Below are 17,639 nucleotides of genomic sequence, written 5' to 3'. Positions count from 1 at the left end.
CCGACCCCCTCAGAGGGTCTCCAGGTACCCCTCCAGCAGCGCCGCCTGACGCTCCGCCGGGAACTCCTCCGGCGACAGCAGGGCCTGCACCACCAGCCCCAGCGCGAAGGCCTGCACCCCCGCCGCGACCTCCGTCGCCGACCGCTCCGCCGACACCTCCCCGGCCCGCTGCGCCGCCTCGACCAGTGCCGCGTTCCGCTCCCTGGCCCTGCGGTAGCGCTCCGCGTGCTGGGCCGTCAGCTCCGGATCGGCCAGGGCCGTGTCCCAGGAGCTCACCCAGATCCGGTTCCCCGCGACGGACTCGGGCGTGGTCGGCAGGATGCCGAGCAGCACCTCCCGCAGCCGCTCCAACCCGTCCGCGCCCGGGGCGGCCGTTCCCCGCCCGGCGTCGACCCCCGCCGCCCCCGCTGTCCCCGCCATCCCCGCCGCCCCCGCCATCCCCGCCGCCCCGGCCGGCTCCGCGGCGGGCAGCCGGCCCTGGGCGTCCTGGTCCAGCAGCTCCAGCGCGTACGAGAGCAGCGCCCGCTTGTTCGGGAAGTAGTGCGTGAGCAGACCGGTGCTGGCCCCGAGCTCGGCCGCCACCGCGCGGAGCGTCAGACCGCCGAAGCCGCGCTCGGCGAGCACGCGCCAGACGGCGGCGGATACGTCGTTGCGACGGGCGGCATGGTCTCCACGGGCGGGCGGCATGGCGCTAGGGTACCTACCAAACGTTTGTTATGTACGTACGACCATCCGCCCACAGGAGGCCCCGTGTTCGCCGTACCCCTCGCCGAGGGCGCCGAGCTCCGCCCACTGGAGCCCTGGCAGGCCGAGGAGTTCCTCGCCCACATGGACCGGGCCCGGGACAACGTCAACCCGTACGTCCCCTGGGCCACCCGCTCCACCGACCTGGAGTCGGCCACCGCCACGCTCCAGGGCTTCGCCGACCGGAAGGCCGCCGACGCCCGCCAGCTGTTCGGCATCTGGCTGGACGGCACGCTGGTCGGCGGCGTGATGTTCGTGGCCTTCGACGCCGAGCAGGGCAACTGCGAGATCGGCGCCTGGACCGAGCCGGCCGGCCAGGGCCGCGGCCTGATCAGCGCCGCCACCGCCCGCCTGCTGGACTACGCCTTCACCGAGCGCGGCCTCTACCGGGCCGAGTGGCACAACAGCTCGGTCAACCCGCGCAGCCGCGCGGTGGCCCAGGGCCTCGGCTTCCAACTGGAGGGCGTGCTGCGCAAGTCCGCGCTGTACCGCGGCGAGCGGCTGGACTACGAGGTCTGGGCGATCCTGGCCCCGGAGTGGGCCGAGAAGCGGGGAGGCTCCGACCGTGCCTGACAGCTCGTGGGCGCTCGACAGCGCGTGGGCGCCGGCCGGCTCCCGGTCGCCCGACAGCTCGTGGACCACGTGGCGCCCCGCCCCGGAGAGCGGCGCCCGGGCGGCCCGGAAAACCGGGTGACAGGCCGGGCCGGACGGCCGAGGATCGGAGGTCGTCCGGCCCGGCCCACCCAGGCCCGGCCCACCCAGGCCCGGCCCACCCAGACCGGGCCCGCCCAGGCCCAGCCCCTCGACCGGTCGGAGTCCCGATGGCCCAGCACCGCACCGTCCCCGCCCTCTTCCCGCCGCCCGGTTACGCGCACACCGCCGTGGTCGAGGCCGGCGAGCGGCTGGTCTTCCTGGCCGGAGGCGTCCCGCTGGACGCCTCCGGCGAGCTGGTCGGCCCGGGCGATCCGGTGGCCCAGGCGCACCAGGTGCTCGCCAACCTGGAGACGGCGCTGGTCTCGGTCGGCAGCTCGCTCGACCGGGTGGTGGCCTCCACCGTCTACGTGGTGGCGGACCGGCCGGGCCCGCTCTCCACGGTCTGGGACGTGGTCGACGCCTCGGCGCTGCACGACGGCCCGCACACCTCGACCCTGCTCGGGGTCACCTCCCTCGGCTACACCGGCCAGTTGGTGGAGATCACAGTCACCGCCGTGGTGCCGGAGCCGTCCGCCGTGGAAGGCTGAGCCGACCCACCCCCAGGAGGCGGCCTTGACCGAGCAGTTCGAGAGCGACCGGTCCGGGATCGAGCACGTCGACACCGGCGTCCCCGGCCTGCGGGCCACGGTGGACGGCGCGGTCGCGACCCTCGTCCTGGACCGCCCCGAGCGGCGCAACGCCGTGACGCTCGCGATGTGGCGCGCGCTCCCCGGCGTGCTCGACCGGCTGGCCGCCGCCCCCGGGGTGCGCGCGCTGCTGCTGACCGGCGCGGGCGGCACCTTCAGTGCCGGCGCCGACATCGCCGAGCTCTCCGAGGTGTACGCGGACCCGGACCGGGCCGAGGCCTACCACGCGCAGAACGTCGCGGCCGAGCAGGCGCTGGCCGCCTTCCCGCACCCGACCGTCGCCGTGGTGCACGGCCACTGCGTGGGCGGCGGCTGCCAGTTGGCGGTCGCCTGCGACCTGCGCTTCGTCGCCCACGACGCCCGCCTCGGCATCACCCCGGCCAAGCTGGGCGTGGTCTACCCGGCGGTGCCGACCACCCGGCTGGCCCGGCTGGTCGGCCCGGCCCGGGCCAAGTACCTGCTGTTCTCCGGCGAGTTGGTGGACGCCCGGCGGGCCGAGCTGTTCGGACTGGCCGACGAGGTGCACCCGGCGGCCGAACTGGACGCCCGGGCACACGAGTTCGCCGCGATGCTGGCCACCCGCTCACCGCAGACCCTCGGCGCGGCCAAGGCCGCGCTGGAGGCCGGGCCCGGGGTCGAGGACGCCCGCGCCGCCCTCGCCCCCTGGGAGCGGAAGTCCCGCCGGTCCCCCGACGTCCGCGAGGGCCTGGCCGCCTTCCTGGAGCGCAGGCCCCCGCAGTTCTGACGGAACGTCACCACACGGGCGCCACCGCCCCGGCACCACCGCCCCGGCACCACCGCCTCGGCACCACCGCCTCGGCACCACCGCGCTAGCGGATCGGCATCCCCGAGATGGCCCGGGCGATCACCAGCCGCTGGATCTCGCTGGTGCCCTCGAAGATCGTGTAGATCGCGCTGTCCCGGTGCATCCGCTCCACCGGGTACTCCCGGGTGTAGCCGTTCCCGCCGAGCAGCTGCATCGCCTGCGAGGTCACGTACTTGGCGGTCTCGCCCGCGTAGAGCTTGGACATCGAGCCCTCCGCCGAGGTGAACGGCTGGTTGGTGGCCGTCATCCAGGAGGCCCGCCAGACCAGCAGCCGGGCCGCGTCGATCCGGGTCTTCATGTCGGCCAGCTGGAAGGCCACGCCCTGGTTGTCGATGATCGGCCGGCCGAACTGCACCCGGGTCCTGGCGTAGTCCAGCGCCACCTCGTAGGCGGCCCGGGCGATGCCGATGGCCTGCGCTCCGACGGCCGGGCGGGAGGCCTCGAAGGTGGCCATCGCCGCGTTCTTGCCGCTCTTGCGGGCGCCCTCGCGGGCCCGGGCCAGGCGCTCGTCGAGCTTCTCCTTGCCGCCGAGCAGGCAGCTGCCGGGGACCCGGACGCCGTCCAGCACCACCTCGGCGGTGTGCGAGGCGCGGATGCCGTGCTTCTTGAACTTCTGACCCTGGCTCAGTCCCGGGGTGCCGGGCGGCACCACGAAGGAGGCCTGGCCGCGGGCGCCGAGCTCCGGGTCCACCGTGGCGACCACCACGTGGACGTGGGCGATGCCGCCGTTGGTGGCCCAGGTCTTGGTGCCGTTGATCACCCACTCGTCCTTGGCCTCGTCGTAGACGGCGCGGGTGCGCAGCGCGGAGACGTCGGAGCCGGCGTCCGGCTCGGAGGAGCAGAAGGCGGCCAGCTTGACGTCCTCGGGGGTGCCGAACATCTGCGGCGCCCAGGTGCCGATCTGCTCGTCGGTGCCGTTGGCCAGCACCGCGACGGCGGCCAGGGTGGTGCCGGTGATGGCCAGGCCGAGCCCGGCGTCGCCCCAGAACAGCTCCTCCATGGCGATCGGGATGCCGACGCCGGAGGGGTCGAAGAACTGCTGAGCGTAGAAGTCCAGCGAGTAGATGCCGAGCTTGGCCGCTTCCTGGATGACCGGCCAGGGGGTCTCCTCGCGCTCGTCCCACTCGGCCGCGGCCGGGCGCATCACGTCGGCGGCGAAGCCGTGCAGCCAGTCGCGGACGGCGAGCTGGTCCGGGCCGGGGTCGAGGGAGAAGGTGCTCATGCGGGGTGCCTCCGGTCGCGGTGTCGTCCCATGCCGTGGGGTGTTACCCCCGGTAACATGCTCGGAGTCTGCTACTGATTGGTAGGCCTGTCAACGTCCACATCCACCCCCACGCCCAGGGAGCAGCACATGCCGGACGAGCCCCGCCGCGAGCAGTTGCTGAACGCCGCCGACCGGGTCGTGCAGCGGGACGGCCCGGGCGCCAGCATGAACGCCATCGCGGCCGAGGCCGGGATCACCAAACCGATCCTCTACCGCCACTTCGGCGACCGGAACGGCCTGATCAGCGCCCTGACGGAGCGTCACACCAGCGGCCTGCTGGCCGCCGTCCGGGCTGCGCTGAACGAGCCGCTGGAGCGCCGCGACCGGGTGGAGCACGTGCTGGACGTCTACCTGGCCGGGATCGAGTCCCGCCCGCAGGTCTACCGGCTGATCACCCAGGGCGGCGACCAGGGCCGGGCCGCCGGGCAGGCGCTGGCGCCCGCGCTCCAGCAGATCGCCGACGAGATCACCAAGGCCGTGCAGGCCCAGGTCGACCTCGGGGCGGACGGACCGCTGCTCTCCGAGACCTGGGGCCGGGCGATCACCGGCATGGTGCTGGCCGCCGGGGACTGGTGGCTGGACCAGCGGCCCTGCCCCCGGGCCCGGATGGTGCAGGCACTGGCCGACCTGCTCTGGGGCCGCCTCGCGGCGGCCGCCGCGCTCCCCGGGGCGCTCGGCTGACGCCACGTAACATGAGCCTGCCTCACCTCTTGTGCGCACCAGGGGGCTGGGGCAGGATCGGCGCACCCAGACTGGCCCCAGGCCCTAGCCGCGAGGTGTCCCGTGCGCGCTCGACGTACCGCCGCCGCTCTCTCCCTGGCCGCCGCCACCGCCCTCACGGGCCTGGCCGCGCCCGCCACCGCCTCGGCCCACCAGCAGCAACCGCTCTTCCCCTCCGGCACCTCGACCACCGCCGACGGCCGCACCCACCTCACCGACGCCCACGGCCGGGTGGTCCAGCTGCGCGGCTTCAACGTGGACAAGTACGCCGAGGTGACGGAGGCCGATCTACGGGCGGCGGCCGCCCAGGGCTTCACCCTCGTCCGGGTGGCGATCTCCTGGAACCGCCTCGAACCCACCCGCGGCCGGCTCGATCCCGCCGAACTGGCCCGCCTGCACCGGGTGCTCGACTGGGCCGAGAAGTACCGGCTGCTGGTCCTGGTCGACTTCCACCAGGACGTCTACGGGCCGAAGTTCGGCGGAGGCGACCGCGGCATCCCGCTCTGGGCCACCCGGGACGACGGCCTGCCGTTCGAGGCCGACCCGGACGACTGGTTCGCCGGGTACTACCAGCCCGCCGTGCAGGCCGCCTTCACCCACCTCTACGACGACGCCGACCTGCGCCGCTGGCAGGCCGACTTCTACACCCGGCTGGCCCGCGAACTCCGCGGCCACGGTTCGCTGCTGGGGTACGACCTGTTCAACGAGCCGTCCGGCCCGATCCCCGGCGACCCGACCGACCCGGCCGTGCTGGTCGCCGCCTCCGCCGCCCTGGAACGCGACCGGCTCCCCGCCATGTACCGGCGGCTGATCGCCGCGGTCCGCCAAGTGGACTCCCGCTCCTGGCTGTTCGTGGAGCCGACGGTCCTGGTCGGGCTCGGTGTGCCGACCGAGCTGCCGCCGTTCGCCGACCCCCGCTCCGGGGCCGACCGGATCGGCTACGCCCCGCACTTCTACGACACCGCCGTCGAGGCCGGGAAGGACTGGGACCCGTCCGGCGGCTTCGTGGAGAACTACACCGCCGCCGTCACCGCCTACCCGCGGGCCCACCGGCTGCCGGTGATCGTCGGTGAGTGGGGCCCGCCCAGCGCCCGTACCCCCGGCAACCGCGAGCTGGTGCGGCGTCAGACCGCCGCCATGTCCGCCTTCGCCGAGGGCTGGGCCATGTGGTACTGGTGCAGGGGCAACGGCGGCTACTGCGCGCTGGACCCGCAGGGCCTCCCGGCCCCGGGGCACGAGCCCGCCTTCGCCCCGTACGCCCGGGCGCTGGCCGGCACCCCGCAGGACGAGACCTTCCGGGACGGCGCCTACGCCCTCACCTTCACCGCCGGCGGGCGCACCGCGGGCGGCAGCGGCGGCTGGACCGAGATCACCCTGCCCGCCACCGCCTATCCGAGCGGCGCGAAGGTCACCGTCTCCGGCGCCCACGCCTCGGTGCTGGACGTGGAGCAGCCCCGGGACGGCCGGGCCGGCACCGCCCGGGTGCTGCTGCCGCAGGCCCGCCCCGGCACGGTGGTCACGGTGCGGATCACCGGCCGGTAGCGGGCCCCCTGACGACGGGTCAGGACGGTCAGCCGTCCAGGCCCCGGCGGGCCAGCAGCGGCTCCAGTTCGGGGGCGCGGCCCACCACGTTCCGGAAGCAGGTCAACGCGTCCACGCTGCCGCCCCGGGAGAGCAGCTCGGTCCGGAAGACCTCGCCGCTCTCCCGGACGCCGCGCCCGTTGGTCTCGAACCAGCGGACGGTGTCGGCGTCCAGCACCTCGGACCAGATGTACGCGTAGTACCCGGCGCTGTAGTCGTTCGAGAACACGTGGCTGAAGTACGTGGTCCGGTAGCGCGGCGGGATCAGCGGCTCGGCCAGCCCGGCCTTCGCCAGTGCGAGCGCCTCGAACTCCCGCGCGTCCCCGATCTCCTCCCCGGCCGGCACGGTGTGCCAGGCCCAGTCCAGCAGCGCCGCCGCCAGGTACTCCACGGTCCGGAAGCCGTACCCGAACTTCTCGGTGGCGGCCATCCGCTCCACCAGCTCGGCGGGCAGCGGCTCGCCGGTCAGGTGGTGCCGGGCGTAGTTGGCCAGCACCTCGGGCCGGGTCATCCACATCTCGTTGACCTGCGAGGGGAACTCCACGAAGTCCCGCGGCACCTCGGTGCCCGCGAAGAACGGGAAGCGCACCGCCGAGAACAGGCCGTGCAGCGCGTGGCCGAACTCGTGGAAGAGCGTGCGCACCTCGTCCCAGGTGAGCAGTGCCGGCTCGCCGTCCGCCGGGTGGGCGATGTTCAGGTTGTTCACCACCACCGGGCGCTGGCCCAGCAGCTCGGACTGCTGCACCAGTTCGTTCATCCAGGCGCCGCCGCCCTTGGACTCCCGGGCGAAGAAGTCCCCGATGAACAGGCCCAGCGAGGAGCCGTCCGCCTCGAACACCTCGAAGACCCGGGCGTCCGGGTGGTACGCCGCCAGGTCGGCCCGCTCGGTGAAGGTCAGCCCGTAGGCCAGGTTCGCGGCGAAGAACACCCCGTCGTGCAGCACCCGCTCCAGCTCGAAGTACGGGCGCAGCTCGGCGCTGTCCAGCTGGTACTCGGCCTTGCGGACCCGCTCGGCGTAGAACTGCCAGTCGTGCGCCCCGAAGTCGGTGACCCCGTCGACCCGTTCGGCGAACGCGGCCAGCTGCTCGGCCTCCTTGCGGGCGTTGGCCACGGCCGGCGGGATCAGCTTGGCGAACAGCTCCTCCACCGCCTCCACGGTGCCGGCCGTCTCGTCCGCCACCACGTACGCGGCGTGGCTCGGGTAGCCCAGCAGGGCCGCCCGCTCGGCCCGCAGCGCGGCCAGCTCGACCGCCAGCGGGCCGTTGCCCTCCACCGCCCGGTCCAGCGAGGCCGCCATCAGCCGGGCCCGCACGCCGCGGTCGGTGAGCTCCGCCAGCTCGGACTGGTTGGAGAAGTTCTTCAGGCTCAGCACGTAGGCGCCGTCCTGGCCCAGCGACCGGCCGTTGGCCGCGGCCGCCGCGACCGCGCCCGGCGCGAGGCCGGCCAGCTGCCCGGCGTCGTCCAGCACCAGCGCGTTGGCCCTGGTCCCGGTGAACACGTTCTGCCGGAAGGCCGACTCGGCCGCCGCCATCCGGGAGTTGAGCTCGCGCATCCGCAACTGCTGCGCCTCGTCGAGGCGGACGCCGGCCCGGACGAAGCGCGCGTGGTGGCGCTCCAGCAGCCGCAGCGCCTCGGCGTCCAGGCCGAGTGCCTCCCGCCGCTCGTACAGCGCGTCGAAGCGGGCGAACAGGGCGCGGTCCAGCAGGATCGCGTCCCGGTGCGCGGCGAGCCGGGGGCTCAGCTCGGCGTCCAGCTCCTGCAGCCGCGGGCTGGTGTCCGAGGAGTTCCTGTTGTCGAAGACCAGCCGGACCCGGCGCAGCAGGGCACCCGAACGCTCCATCGCCTCCACCGTGTTGGCGAAGCTCGGCGGCTCCTCGGAGGCCGCGATGGCGGCCGTCTCGGCGAGCTGGTCCGCCATGCCGCGCTCGAAGGCGGGCAGGTAGTGCTCTTCCCGGATCGCGGCGAAGGGCGGCAGTTCGAACACCAGGGTGCTGGGTGCGAAGAAGGGGTTGTCCGTCATGCCCGCGACCATACCGCCCGCGGAAGGCCGGAGCGCTGGCGGTTGGATCAGGGGCGGGAGGCTGATCACCCCGGGCGGCGCGGGCTGGTGGTCACCCTGGGGGCGCGAGGAACTGCGCGAATCGGAAGGCGGCCCACCTGCAACTGAAGGCACGTCAGCCAGTTGCACGTGCTGCCGTTCCCCTGCGCGCCCCGCGGCGGAGCCGCAGATCAGCAGAGCCCCGCGCCCCTGCGGGGCGCAGCCCGGTGCGGCCAATCCACGGCCCTGTCGGCGGCGGGCGGTAGCGTCGGGGCCGAAAGTCTGTTCCGGTACGTGCAAGGAGGCCCCGTCGTGGTGGCGAGGATCGCGGTGGTGCCTGCGGAGCACGGCCCCGGCGGGCGGATGGTGGAGCTGACCGAGGACGGGCGGCCGGTGGGCGGGCCGGTGAGGGTGGCCGACCTGGCGGCGGCGGTGGCGGAGCGGGAGGCGGCGGTCCGCCCCCGCTGGGTGTTCGCCTCGGCCGAGAGCGCCTACGCGCCGCTGCTGCCGCAGCAGGTGGCGAGGTGTCACGACCTGCGCCTGGTCGAGGCACTGCTGCTCGGCCACGAGGGCCGCTGGGGCGCACCCCGCAGCCTCGGCGCCGCCTGGGCCCGCCTCCAGGGCTCCCCCGTCCCGCCCGACCTCCCGGAGGCCGCCGGAGGCGAGGAGCAGGACAGCCTCTTCGCCCCCGACCGCCTCCAACTCCCGCCCGGCACCGACCCGCTGGCCGCCGTGGTGGCCGTCCACGCCGACCAGCTGCGCCGGATCGGCGAGACCGAGCACCCCGGCCGGTTCCGCCTGTTGGTGGCGGCCGAGTCGGCCGGCGGCCTGCTGGCCACCGAGATGGCGCGCGACGGCCTGCCCTGGCGGGCCGACCTGCACGACCGGCTGCTCACCGAGCTGCTCGGCGCCCGCCCGCACGTGCCCGGCACCCAGCCCAGGCTGCTCGCCGAGCTCGCCGTCGAGCTCCAACGCGCGCTCGGCGGCCGCCCGTTCAACCCGGACTCGCACGCCCAGGTGCTCAAGGCCTTCGCCGACCAGGGCATCCGGCTGAACTCCACCCGCAGTTGGGAGGTCCGCGGCGTCGACCACCCGGCGGCGCCGCTGCTGATCCGGTACAAGGAACTGTCCCGGATCCACGCCGCACACGGCTGGGCCTGGCAGGACACCTGGGCGCGCGGCGGCCGCTTCCGGCCGGAGTACGTGGTCGGCGGGGTAGTCTCGGGCCGGTGGGCCAGCCGCGGCGGCGGGGCGCTGCAGATCCCCCGGGTGCTGCGCGGGGCGGTGGTGGCCGATCCGGGCTGGGCCCTGGTGGTGTCGGACGCCGCCCAGCTGGAGCCCCGAGTGCTCGCCGCGCTCTCCGAGGACGCCGGGCTGGCCCGCAGCGCGGCCGGCGGCGACCTGTACGCGGCGCTCGCCGCCACCGCCTTCCAGGGCGACCGGGAGAAGGCCAAGCTCGGCCTGCTCGGCGCGATGTACGGCCAGACCAGCGGGGACATCGGCCCGCTGCTGGCGACCCTGCGCCGCCGCTACCCCGCCGCGATGGGCTACGTGGAGGCGGCCGCCCGCACCGGCGAGGAGGGCGGCATGGTCCGCTCGCGCCTGGGCCGCACCTGCCCGCCGCCCTCGGCGGACTGGCTGGACCTGACCGAGGCGCCGGACACCGCCGGGGAGGCGGGCGCCCGTTCGGCCCGGGCCCGCGGCCGCTTCACCCGCAACTTCGTGATCCAGGCCAGCGGGGCGGACTGGGCGCTGGCCCTGCTGGCCGCGCTGCGCCGCCGCCTGACCGCCCTGGCCGACGGGCCGGACCGCCCGCACCTGGTCCTCTTCCAGCACGACGAGGTGGTGGTGCACACCCCGGCCAACCTGTCCGAGGCGGTGGCCGCCGCGGTGGAGGAGAGCGCCGAGGAGGCCCGGTGGCTGGTCTTCGGCGACACCCCGGTGCGGTTCCCGCTCACCACCGCCGTGGTGGAGAGCTACGCGGAGGCCAAGTGAGGACCTGACGGGTCCTCAGAGCTTGCGGAAGCCCCGGGCGTCCTCGGCCGCCGCCACCACCTCGTCCAGCCCCGCCCCGGTCGAGGCGGTGACCACGGCGGCCACCGCGCCCTCCACGAACGGCGCGTCCACCAGCCGCACCCCGTCCCGGGGATGGTCCTCCAGCGCGGCCACCGTGGTCAGCACCGAGCTGCCCAGGTCGGCCAGCACCACCACCCCCGCCGGGCTCCAGGCCTGCGCCACCTCCCGCACGATCAGGTCGTAGCTGGTGCCGAGCCCGCCGCCCTCGGTGCCCGCCGCCAGCCGTACCGCCACCTGGCCGGAGCCCAGTTCGGCCAGCAGGTCGCGGAGCCCGGCGGCCAGGCCGGGGCTGTGCGAGACCAACACGACGCCCACGTGGTTGCCCATGCCCCGACCCTAACGGCGGCCGCCCCGCCTGCCCAGACGACCGGTTCGCGCCGAGCGTGTCGGATCTCCCGTCCCCGTGCTCCCGGTTGACGTAACGTCGGCCGCAGGATCCGTTCGAGGGAGGACCACCGGTGAAGAAGCTGATCAACGCCCCGGAGGACGTGCTCACCGACGCGCTGGCCGGATTCGCCGCCGCCCACCCGGAGTTGACGGTGGACCTGGAGCAGCGCGTGATCCACCGGACCGCCCGCCCGGCCGCCCCCAAGGTGGCCCTGGTCTCCGGCGGCGGCTCCGGTCACGAGCCCCTGCACGGCGGCTTCGTCGGCCCCGGCATGCTCGACGCGGCCTGCCCCGGCGAGGTCTTCACCTCCCCCGTGCCCGACCAGCTGCTGGCCGCCGCCCGAGCCGTGCACAGCGGCGCGGGCGTGCTCTTCGTGGTGAAGAACTACACCGGCGACGTCCTCAACTTCGAACTGGCCGCCGAGCTCGCCGAGGAGGAGGGCATCGAGGTCCGCACCGTCCTGGTCGACGACGACGTCGCCGTCCAGGACTCCACCTGGACGGCCGGACGGCGCGGCACCGGCGCCACCGTGATGGTCGAGAAGTGCGCGGGAGCGCTCGCCGAACGGGGCGCGCCGCTCGACGCGGTGGCCGCCCTCGGCTCCCGGGTCAACGCCGCCTCCCGCTCCTTCGCCATCGCCCTCACCGCCGCCACCACCCCCGCCGCCGGCAGACCCGGCTTCGACCTCCCCGAGGACGAGATCGAGGTCGGCGTCGGCATCCACGGCGAACCGGGCCGCCGCCGCGAACCCCTGCGCCCCGCCGCCGAACTCGCCGCCGAGGTGGTCGACACCGTCCTGGCCGACCACGACCTCACCGCCGGGGACGAGGTGATCGCCCTGCTCAACGGACTCGGCGCCACCCCGCTGCTGGAGCTCTACGTGCTCCACGGCACCGTCCGCGACCGCCTCGCCGACCGCGGCATCACCATCGCCCGCAGCCTGGTCGGCAACTACGTCACCAGCCTCGACATGGCGGGCTTCTCCCTCACCCTCACCAAGGCCGACCCCGAACTCCTCGACCTCTGGGACGCCCCCGCCACCACCCCGGCGCTGCGCCGGCCCTGAGAGGACCTCACCCGTGGACACCGCCCTCGCCCTCGCCTGGCTGCGCGCCGCCGCGGCCGCCGTCGAGGAGCACCAGCAGCAGCTCACCGACCTCGACACCGCCATCGGCGACGGCGACCACGGCACCAACCTGCGGCGCGGCTTCGCCGCCGTCCTCCCCGCCGTCGAAGGCCTGGACTCCGCCGGCGCCGTCCTCACCAAGGCCGGCACCACCCTGATCTCCAAGGTCGGCGGCGCTTCCGGCCCCCTCTACGGCAAGGCCTTCCGCGCGATGGGCACCGCCCTCACTGCCGGCTCCTCGTTCGCCGACGCCCTCGACGCGGCACTCGCCGACGTCCGACGGCTCGGCGGCGCCGCCCCCGGCGACAAGACCATGGTCGACGCCTGGGCCCCCGCAGCCGCGGCCTACCGGCTCACCGGCTCCTACGCCGACGCCGCCACCGCCGCCGAACGGGGCGCCCTCGCCACCACCCCCCTCCAGGCCCGGAAGGGCCGCGCCTCCTACCTCGGCCCCCGCAGCACCGGCCACCAGGACCCCGGCGCCACCTCCACCGCCCTGCTCTTCCGTGCCCTGGCCGACGCCGGACCGAGGTGACGCCTCTGGGGGCGCGAGGGCGTACGTGGTTACCCCGGGGGCGCGATGAACTGCGCGCGGGGGAACGGCAACACGTGCAACCGGCTCGCCTGCCCCGATCTAGCGCCGGTCCGCCTTCCGTACTCGCGCAGTTCCCCGCGCCCCTGCGGGGCGCAGCCCGGTGCGACCGCCCGCGTCAGCCGTCGGTGCGGCTGATGAGCAGGAGCAGCGCGTCGTCCCCCAGCTCCCCGCCCGTGTGTACCAGCAGGTCCGCGTACACCCGCCCCACCGCCGTCTCCAGTTCCGCCGCCGAGCGCGCGGCGTCCCGCACCAGCGGCCCCACCCGCTCCGCCAACGGATAGAAGTCCCCCGCCCCCTTCTTCCGCGCCTCCACCACCCCGTCCGTGCAGAGCACCAGCACGTCCCCGTCCCCGAACGCCGCCTCCATGCTCGTCGGGGCTCCCGCCGCCATCGCCCCCAGCCCGAGCGGCACCCACGGATCGTCGGCCTCCAGCACCGTCACGGCCCCGTCCCGGGAGACCACGATCGGCGGCACGTGCCCGTAGTGCATCAGCTCCACCACACCCGGCCGCCGGAACTCCGCGAACAGGGCGGTGGTGAACTCCCCGTCCGGCACGTGCCGGTCCACGCTGACCTCGACCCGGGCCGCCACCGCCGTCAGCCCGCTCTCGTCGTAGGCGGCCTCGCGGAAGGCGCCGAGCACCACCGCCGCGGTCTGCACCGCACCCAGTCCCTTCCCCCGGACGTCCCCAACCAGCACCCTGGTCCCGTTCGGGGTCTCCAGCACCGAGTAGAGGTCCCCGCCGATCCGGGCGGAGTCCGCCGCCGAGGCGTACCGCACCGCGAGCCGCAGCGGCCCGACCACCGGCCCGGGCGGGCGCAGCAGGGCGCGCTGGGCGGCCTCGGCCACCGAGGAGACGGCGGCGAAGGCGGCCGCCCGCCGCATCCTGATCCGGGCCACCCAGGCGCTGAAGACGGAGAGCACCAGGTAGCTGACCACGGCGCCGAACAGGAACTGACCGTTGTTCAGGTCGGCCACCTGGTCGTAGTGCCCGAGCCCGATCAGCGCCAGGAAGCCGAGCAGGCAGACGAGCAGCAGTTCGACCGGCCGCAGGGTGAGCGCGGCCAGCGAGGGGACCACCACCATCAGCGGGGCGAGGTAGCTGTCCCGGCCGGTGACCAGGTCGGCGAAGACCACCAGCAGCAGGGCGCTCAGCGCGGGCGTGGCCCGGCGCCGCCGGGAGAGGTCCTGGAGGTCGGTGGCGAGCAGGGCCCGCTCGCGCCGGGCGGGCGGCAGCCCGGCGGCCTTGGGCATCGTGGGCGACTGGGCGCGGACGAACCGGGACACATACCGAACATAGCGGAGAAACCCCCCACCACCCGCGCGTCCCGAGGGCAATGCCGCCCGAAATGACCCTTTTGTCATACCGTACGGACAACGTGACGCCCACTCACCCCACTCACCGAGGGAAGGGTCTTCGCCGATGTCCGACCACGTCCGCACGCGCACGGCCGCCCCACCGAAACCGACGTACTGGCTGAAGCTCTTCCTGACCGGCCTGGCGCTCTGGGTGGCCACGGTGGTGGTCACGTTCTTCACCGACAACAGCAACCTGGTGCCGACCATCGTCCTGCTCGGCAGCTTCCTGGTCCCGGCGACCTTCGTGGTCTGGGCGTACGAGCGCTACGCCGACGACGTCGGCCTGGAGCGGATCGCGGCCTGCTTCGGCGTCGGCGGCATCATCGGCGTGCTGGGCGCCTCGGTGCTGGAGACCTACCTGCTCTCCCCCTCGGTCTGGATGTACCTGGGCGTGGGCCTGATCGAGGAGGCCGTGAAGCTCGGCGCCCTGATCCTGGTCGCCCGCCGGATCCCGGTCAGCGGCCTGCGCCACGGCCTGGTGCTGGGCGCCACGGTGGGCGCCGGCTTCGCGGCCTTCGAGAGCGCCGGCTACGCCTTCAACGCGGTGCTCACCATCCAGGGGCTCTCACTCAAGGACCTGGTGGAGACCGAGATCCTGCGCGGCATCCTGGCCCCGGTCGGCCACATCCTGTGGACCGGGATCATGGGCGGCGTGCTCTTCCGCGAGCGGCGCGGCCTGCACTTCCGGCTCAACGGCCCGGTGCTGGCGACCTACCTCGGCGTCTCGCTGCTGCACGCCCTCTGGGACAGCATGAGCGGCATCGCGGTCTGGCTGGTCGCCCGGACCACCACCAGCGACTTCCAGCGCTCGCTGTTCGAGCTGGGCTACATGCCCACCCCGACCGAGCAGCAGGTGCACCTCTACACCCTCTACAACGCCCTAGGGCTGATCCTGATCTCCCTGGGAGGCCTGGGCTGGCTGCGCTCACTGGTCCGGCAGAGCCGGACGGCGCCGGCCCCGGCGACCCCGGTGACCTGACACACCTCCGATCACCTGACGAACACCAGGTCACCTGACGAACCGCAGGTCACCTGACACACCACGCACCCACCGACGGGCGGCCCCGGGATACTCCGGGTACCGCCCGTTCGGCGTCCCCGGGGCGCGGCCCTGCGGACGGTCGCGCACCCAGAGTGTCCGTCCGGTTACTCTCGGCGGGCGACGTGACGACCGCAACACCGCGCACTGATCGCCATCCGATGCGGGGAATACCCCCTGGGGGTATGGTGTTATCAGAGTCGAACCCAGCCCCTGCGGAAGCCCATCGGAGGCACCCATGTCCAGCACTGTCACCTACTCCGTCTCCGGCATGACCTGCGGCCACTGCGAGAAGTCCGTCCACGAGGAGGTCTCCGCCCTGCCCGGCGTCCTCGACGTCCTGGCCGACGCCAAGGCCGGCACCGTCACGGTCTCCTCCGCCTCCCCGGTCGACGAGGAGCAGCTGCGCGCCGCCGTGGACGAGGCCGGGTACGAGCTGGTCGGCCGCACCGCCTGAGCCCCCACCCCCTCCGGGGGCCGCCCGCCGGCCCCCGGGGCACGACCCGAGGAGAGCAGCCAGCGATGAGCACCACCGCACCGGGCATAGAGCCCGACGCCGTCCACGACCGGGTGGAACTCGCCATCGGCGGGATGACCTGCGCCTCCTGCGCGGCCCGGGTCGAGAAGAAGCTCAACCGGATGGACGGCGTCCAGGCCATCGTCAACTACGCCACCGAGAAGGCCCAGGTCGACTTCGGCCCCGAGGTGAGCGTCGCCGACCTGATCGCCACCGTGGAGCGCACCGGCTACACCGCCGAGCTGCCCGCCCCGCCGGTCACCGAGGCCGCCCCCGCCACCACCGAGCCCGCGAAGGCGCCCGACCCCCTGCGCGACCGGCTGGTGGTCAGCACCCTGCTCACCGTCCCGGTGGTGCTGCTGTCCATGATCCCGGCACTGCAGTTCGACAACTGGCAGTGGCTCGCCTTCGCCCTCACCGGCCCGGTGGTCTTCCACGGCGGCTGGCCCTTCCACAAGGCCGCCTGGACCAACCTCAAGCACGGCGCCGCGACCATGGACACCCTGGTCTCACTCGGCACCCTGGCCGCCTTCGGCTGGTCGGTCTGGGCACTGTTCTGGGGCCACGCGGGCATGCCCGGCATGCGGCACGAGTTCTCCCTCGCGGTCGGCGGCGCCGACGCCTCCTCCACCCTCTACCTGGAGACCGCCGCCGGGGTCACCGTGCTGATCCTGCTCGGCCGCTGGCTGGAGGCCCGCTCCAAGCGCCGCGCCGGAGCCGCCCTGCACGCCCTGCTCGACCTCGGCGCCAAGGACGTCGCGGTGCTCCAGGACGGCCGCGAGGTCCGGCTGCCGGTCGGTCAACTGACCGTCGGCACGCGCTTCGTGGTCCGCCCCGGCGAGAAGATCGCCACCGACGGCACCGTGGTCGAGGGCACCTCCGCGGTGGACGCCTCGATGCTCACCGGCGAGTCCGTGCCGGTGGAGGTCGGCGTCGGGGACGCCGTCACCGGAGCGACCGTCAACGCCGGTGGCCGCCTGGTGGTCGAGGCCACCCGGGTCGGCGCCGACACCCAACTGGCCCGGATGGCCAAGCTGGTGGAGGACGCCCAGAACGGCAAGGCCGCCGCCCAGCGCCTGGCCGACCGCATCTCCGCCGTCTTCGTGCCGGTGGTCATCCTGCTCGCCCTGGCCACCATGGTCACCTGGCTGCTCGTCAGCGACAGCCCCACCGAGGCCTTCACCGCCGCGGTCGCCGTGCTGATCATCGCCTGCCCCTGCGCCCTCGGCCTGGCCACCCCGACCGCCCTGATGGTCGGCACCGGACGCGGCGCCCAGCTCGGGATCCTGATCAAGGGCCCCGAGGTGCTGGAGACCACCCGCAAGGTCGACACCATCGTGCTGGACAAGACCGGCACCGTGACCACCGGCAAGATGACCCTGCTCGCCGTCCACACGGCTGACGGTGTGTCGGAGACCGAGGCCCTGCGCCTGGCCGGGGCCCTGGAGCACGCCTCCGAGCACCCGATCGCCGCCGCCGTCGCGGCCGCCGCCACCGACCGCCTCGGCACCCTGCCCCCCGTCGAAGGCTTCGAGAACCTGCCCGGCCGCGGCGTGCAGGGCATCGTCGAGGGCCACGCCGTGGTCGCCGGCCGGGAGGCCCTACTGGCCGACTGGGCCCAGCACCTGCCGCCCGCCCTGGCCGACGCCAAGAGCGCCGCCGAGGCCGCCGGGCAGACCGCGATCGCGGTCGGCTGGGACGGCCAGGCGCGGGCGGTCCTGGTGGTCGCCGACGCGGTCAAGCCCACCAGCGCCGAGGCCATCACCCGCCTGCGCGCCCTCGGCCTGCGCCCGGTCCTGCTGACCGGCGACAACGCCGCGGCCGCCAAGGCCGTCGCCGCCGAGGTCGGCATCGACGCCGCCGACGTCATCGCCGAGGTCCTCCCCGAGGACAAGGTCGCCGCCGTGCGCAGGCTGCAGGAGGAGGGCCGCTCGGTCGCCATGGTCGGCGACGGGGTCAACGACGCCGCCGCCCTCGCCCAGGCCGACCTCGGCCTCGCCATGGGCACCGGCACCGACGCCGCCA

16 protein-coding genes are annotated in these 17,639 nt (G+C 74.5%); 11 read left to right on the top strand and 5 right to left on the bottom strand.

Annotation, left to right across the window (positions count from 1 at the left end):
- Positions 1-9: 9 nt before the first annotated feature.
- Positions 10-687 (bottom strand): TetR/AcrR family transcriptional regulator, encoded by a 678-nt coding sequence (locus ACWCYY_RS35870; RefSeq protein WP_449798449.1) that lies wholly within the window; start codon positions 685-687, stop codon positions 10-12.
- 63 nt (positions 688-750) lie between these two features.
- Between ACWCYY_RS35870 and ACWCYY_RS35865 the strand changes: the two genes are divergently transcribed.
- The 3 genes from ACWCYY_RS35865 (at position 751) to ACWCYY_RS35855 (ending at position 2,829) form a co-directional block, all read left to right on the top strand.
- On the top strand, positions 751-1,317 hold the full coding sequence (locus ACWCYY_RS35865) for a GNAT family N-acetyltransferase (protein ID WP_345288546.1): 567 nt from the start codon (positions 751-753) through the stop codon (positions 1,315-1,317).
- A gap of 248 nt (positions 1,318-1,565) precedes the next feature.
- The gene (locus ACWCYY_RS35860) at positions 1,566-1,985 is read left to right on the top strand and encodes a RidA family protein (RefSeq protein WP_449798448.1); all 420 of its coding nucleotides are present in this window, start codon (positions 1,566-1,568) and stop codon (positions 1,983-1,985) included.
- Positions 1,986-2,043: 58 nt separating this feature from the next.
- Positions 2,044-2,829, top strand: a complete 786-nt coding sequence (locus ACWCYY_RS35855) for an enoyl-CoA hydratase/isomerase family protein (protein ID WP_449798467.1) — start codon at positions 2,044-2,046, stop codon at positions 2,827-2,829.
- An 85-nt stretch (positions 2,830-2,914) separates the two neighbouring features.
- Here the strand turns inward: ACWCYY_RS35855 and ACWCYY_RS35850 are convergent, their stop codons facing one another.
- Positions 2,915-4,132, bottom strand: coding sequence for an acyl-CoA dehydrogenase family protein (locus ACWCYY_RS35850; protein ID WP_449798447.1), 1,218 nt, complete (start codon positions 4,130-4,132; stop codon positions 2,915-2,917).
- A 129-nt stretch (positions 4,133-4,261) separates the two neighbouring features.
- Between ACWCYY_RS35850 and ACWCYY_RS35845 the strand changes: the two genes are divergently transcribed.
- Entirely contained in the window at positions 4,262-4,855 is a 594-nt protein-coding gene (locus ACWCYY_RS35845) for a TetR/AcrR family transcriptional regulator (RefSeq protein ID WP_345288543.1), read from the top strand.
- A 102-nt stretch (positions 4,856-4,957) separates the two neighbouring features.
- On the top strand, positions 4,958-6,436 hold the full coding sequence (locus ACWCYY_RS35840; protein WP_449798446.1) for a cellulase family glycosylhydrolase: 1,479 nt from the start codon (positions 4,958-4,960) through the stop codon (positions 6,434-6,436).
- 28 nt (positions 6,437-6,464) lie between these two features.
- Here ACWCYY_RS35840 and ACWCYY_RS35835 read toward each other — a convergent pair whose 3' ends face one another.
- Positions 6,465-8,495 carry a M3 family metallopeptidase gene (locus ACWCYY_RS35835; protein ID WP_345288541.1) on the bottom strand — a complete coding sequence of 677 codons (2,031 nt, stop codon included), beginning with the start codon at positions 8,493-8,495 and terminating at the stop codon, positions 6,465-6,467.
- Positions 8,496-8,825: 330 nt separating this feature from the next.
- On the opposite strand from ACWCYY_RS35835, the gene ACWCYY_RS35830 reads away from it, so the two are divergent.
- The gene (locus tag ACWCYY_RS35830; protein WP_449798445.1) at positions 8,826-10,508 is read left to right on the top strand and encodes a bifunctional 3'-5' exonuclease/DNA polymerase; all 1,683 of its coding nucleotides are present in this window, start codon (positions 8,826-8,828) and stop codon (positions 10,506-10,508) included.
- A gap of 15 nt (positions 10,509-10,523) precedes the next feature.
- Here ACWCYY_RS35830 and dhaM read toward each other — a convergent pair whose 3' ends face one another.
- The gene (gene dhaM / locus ACWCYY_RS35825; protein ID WP_345288539.1) at positions 10,524-10,916 is read right to left on the bottom strand and encodes a dihydroxyacetone kinase phosphoryl donor subunit DhaM; all 393 of its coding nucleotides are present in this window, start codon (positions 10,914-10,916) and stop codon (positions 10,524-10,526) included.
- Positions 10,917-11,047: 131 nt separating this feature from the next.
- On the opposite strand from dhaM, the gene dhaK reads away from it, so the two are divergent.
- The gene (gene dhaK / locus ACWCYY_RS35820; protein ID WP_345288538.1) at positions 11,048-12,043 is read left to right on the top strand and encodes a dihydroxyacetone kinase subunit DhaK; all 996 of its coding nucleotides are present in this window, start codon (positions 11,048-11,050) and stop codon (positions 12,041-12,043) included.
- A gap of 13 nt (positions 12,044-12,056) precedes the next feature.
- Positions 12,057-12,638: a dihydroxyacetone kinase subunit DhaL gene (gene dhaL / locus ACWCYY_RS35815; protein ID WP_345288537.1), complete on the top strand. Its 582-nt coding sequence runs from the start codon at positions 12,057-12,059 to the stop codon at positions 12,636-12,638.
- A gap of 175 nt (positions 12,639-12,813) precedes the next feature.
- Here the strand turns inward: dhaL and ACWCYY_RS35810 are convergent, their stop codons facing one another.
- Positions 12,814-13,986 (bottom strand): PP2C family protein-serine/threonine phosphatase, encoded by a 1,173-nt coding sequence (locus ACWCYY_RS35810; protein ID WP_345288536.1) that lies wholly within the window; start codon positions 13,984-13,986, stop codon positions 12,814-12,816.
- Between the two features lie 136 nt (positions 13,987-14,122).
- Here ACWCYY_RS35810 and ACWCYY_RS35805 point away from each other — a divergent pair, with 136 nt between their 5' ends.
- The 3 genes from ACWCYY_RS35805 to ACWCYY_RS35795 all read left to right on the top strand — a co-directional run.
- Positions 14,123-15,037, top strand: a complete 915-nt coding sequence (locus ACWCYY_RS35805) for a PrsW family intramembrane metalloprotease (RefSeq protein WP_345288535.1) — start codon at positions 14,123-14,125, stop codon at positions 15,035-15,037.
- A gap of 298 nt (positions 15,038-15,335) precedes the next feature.
- Positions 15,336-15,554, top strand: coding sequence for a heavy-metal-associated domain-containing protein (locus ACWCYY_RS35800; RefSeq protein ID WP_449798444.1), 219 nt, complete (start codon positions 15,336-15,338; stop codon positions 15,552-15,554).
- A gap of 65 nt (positions 15,555-15,619) precedes the next feature.
- Positions 15,620-17,639: heavy metal translocating P-type ATPase (locus tag ACWCYY_RS35795; RefSeq protein WP_449798443.1), on the top strand; the 2,020-nt coding region annotated here is incomplete at its 3' end.

It is taken from the genome of Kitasatospora sp. NPDC001664 (genome assembly GCF_053596675.1).
This window is presented reverse-complemented; position numbering and strand designations above follow the sequence as displayed.

Bases quoted from the DNA above. Each gene is read 5' to 3' on its own strand.
- ACWCYY_RS35870 (WP_449798449.1), bottom strand. From the start codon at position 687: ATGCCGCCCGCCCGTGGAGACCATGCCGCCCGTCGCAACGACGTATCC.
- ACWCYY_RS35860 (WP_449798448.1), top strand. From the start codon at position 1,566: ATGGCCCAGCACCGCACCGTCCCCGCCCTCTTCCCGCCGCCCGGTTAC.
- ACWCYY_RS35850 (WP_449798447.1), bottom strand. From the start codon at position 4,132: ATGAGCACCTTCTCCCTCGACCCCGGCCCGGACCAGCTCGCCGTCCGC.
- ACWCYY_RS35845 (WP_345288543.1), top strand. From the start codon at position 4,262: ATGCCGGACGAGCCCCGCCGCGAGCAGTTGCTGAACGCCGCCGACCGG.
- ACWCYY_RS35835 (WP_345288541.1), bottom strand. From the start codon at position 8,495: ATGACGGACAACCCCTTCTTCGCACCCAGCACCCTGGTGTTCGAACTG.
- dhaM (WP_345288539.1), bottom strand. From the start codon at position 10,916: ATGGGCAACCACGTGGGCGTCGTGTTGGTCTCGCACAGCCCCGGCCTG.
- ACWCYY_RS35805 (WP_345288535.1), top strand. From the start codon at position 14,123: ATGTCCGACCACGTCCGCACGCGCACGGCCGCCCCACCGAAACCGACG.
- ACWCYY_RS35800 (WP_449798444.1), top strand. From the start codon at position 15,336: ATGTCCAGCACTGTCACCTACTCCGTCTCCGGCATGACCTGCGGCCAC.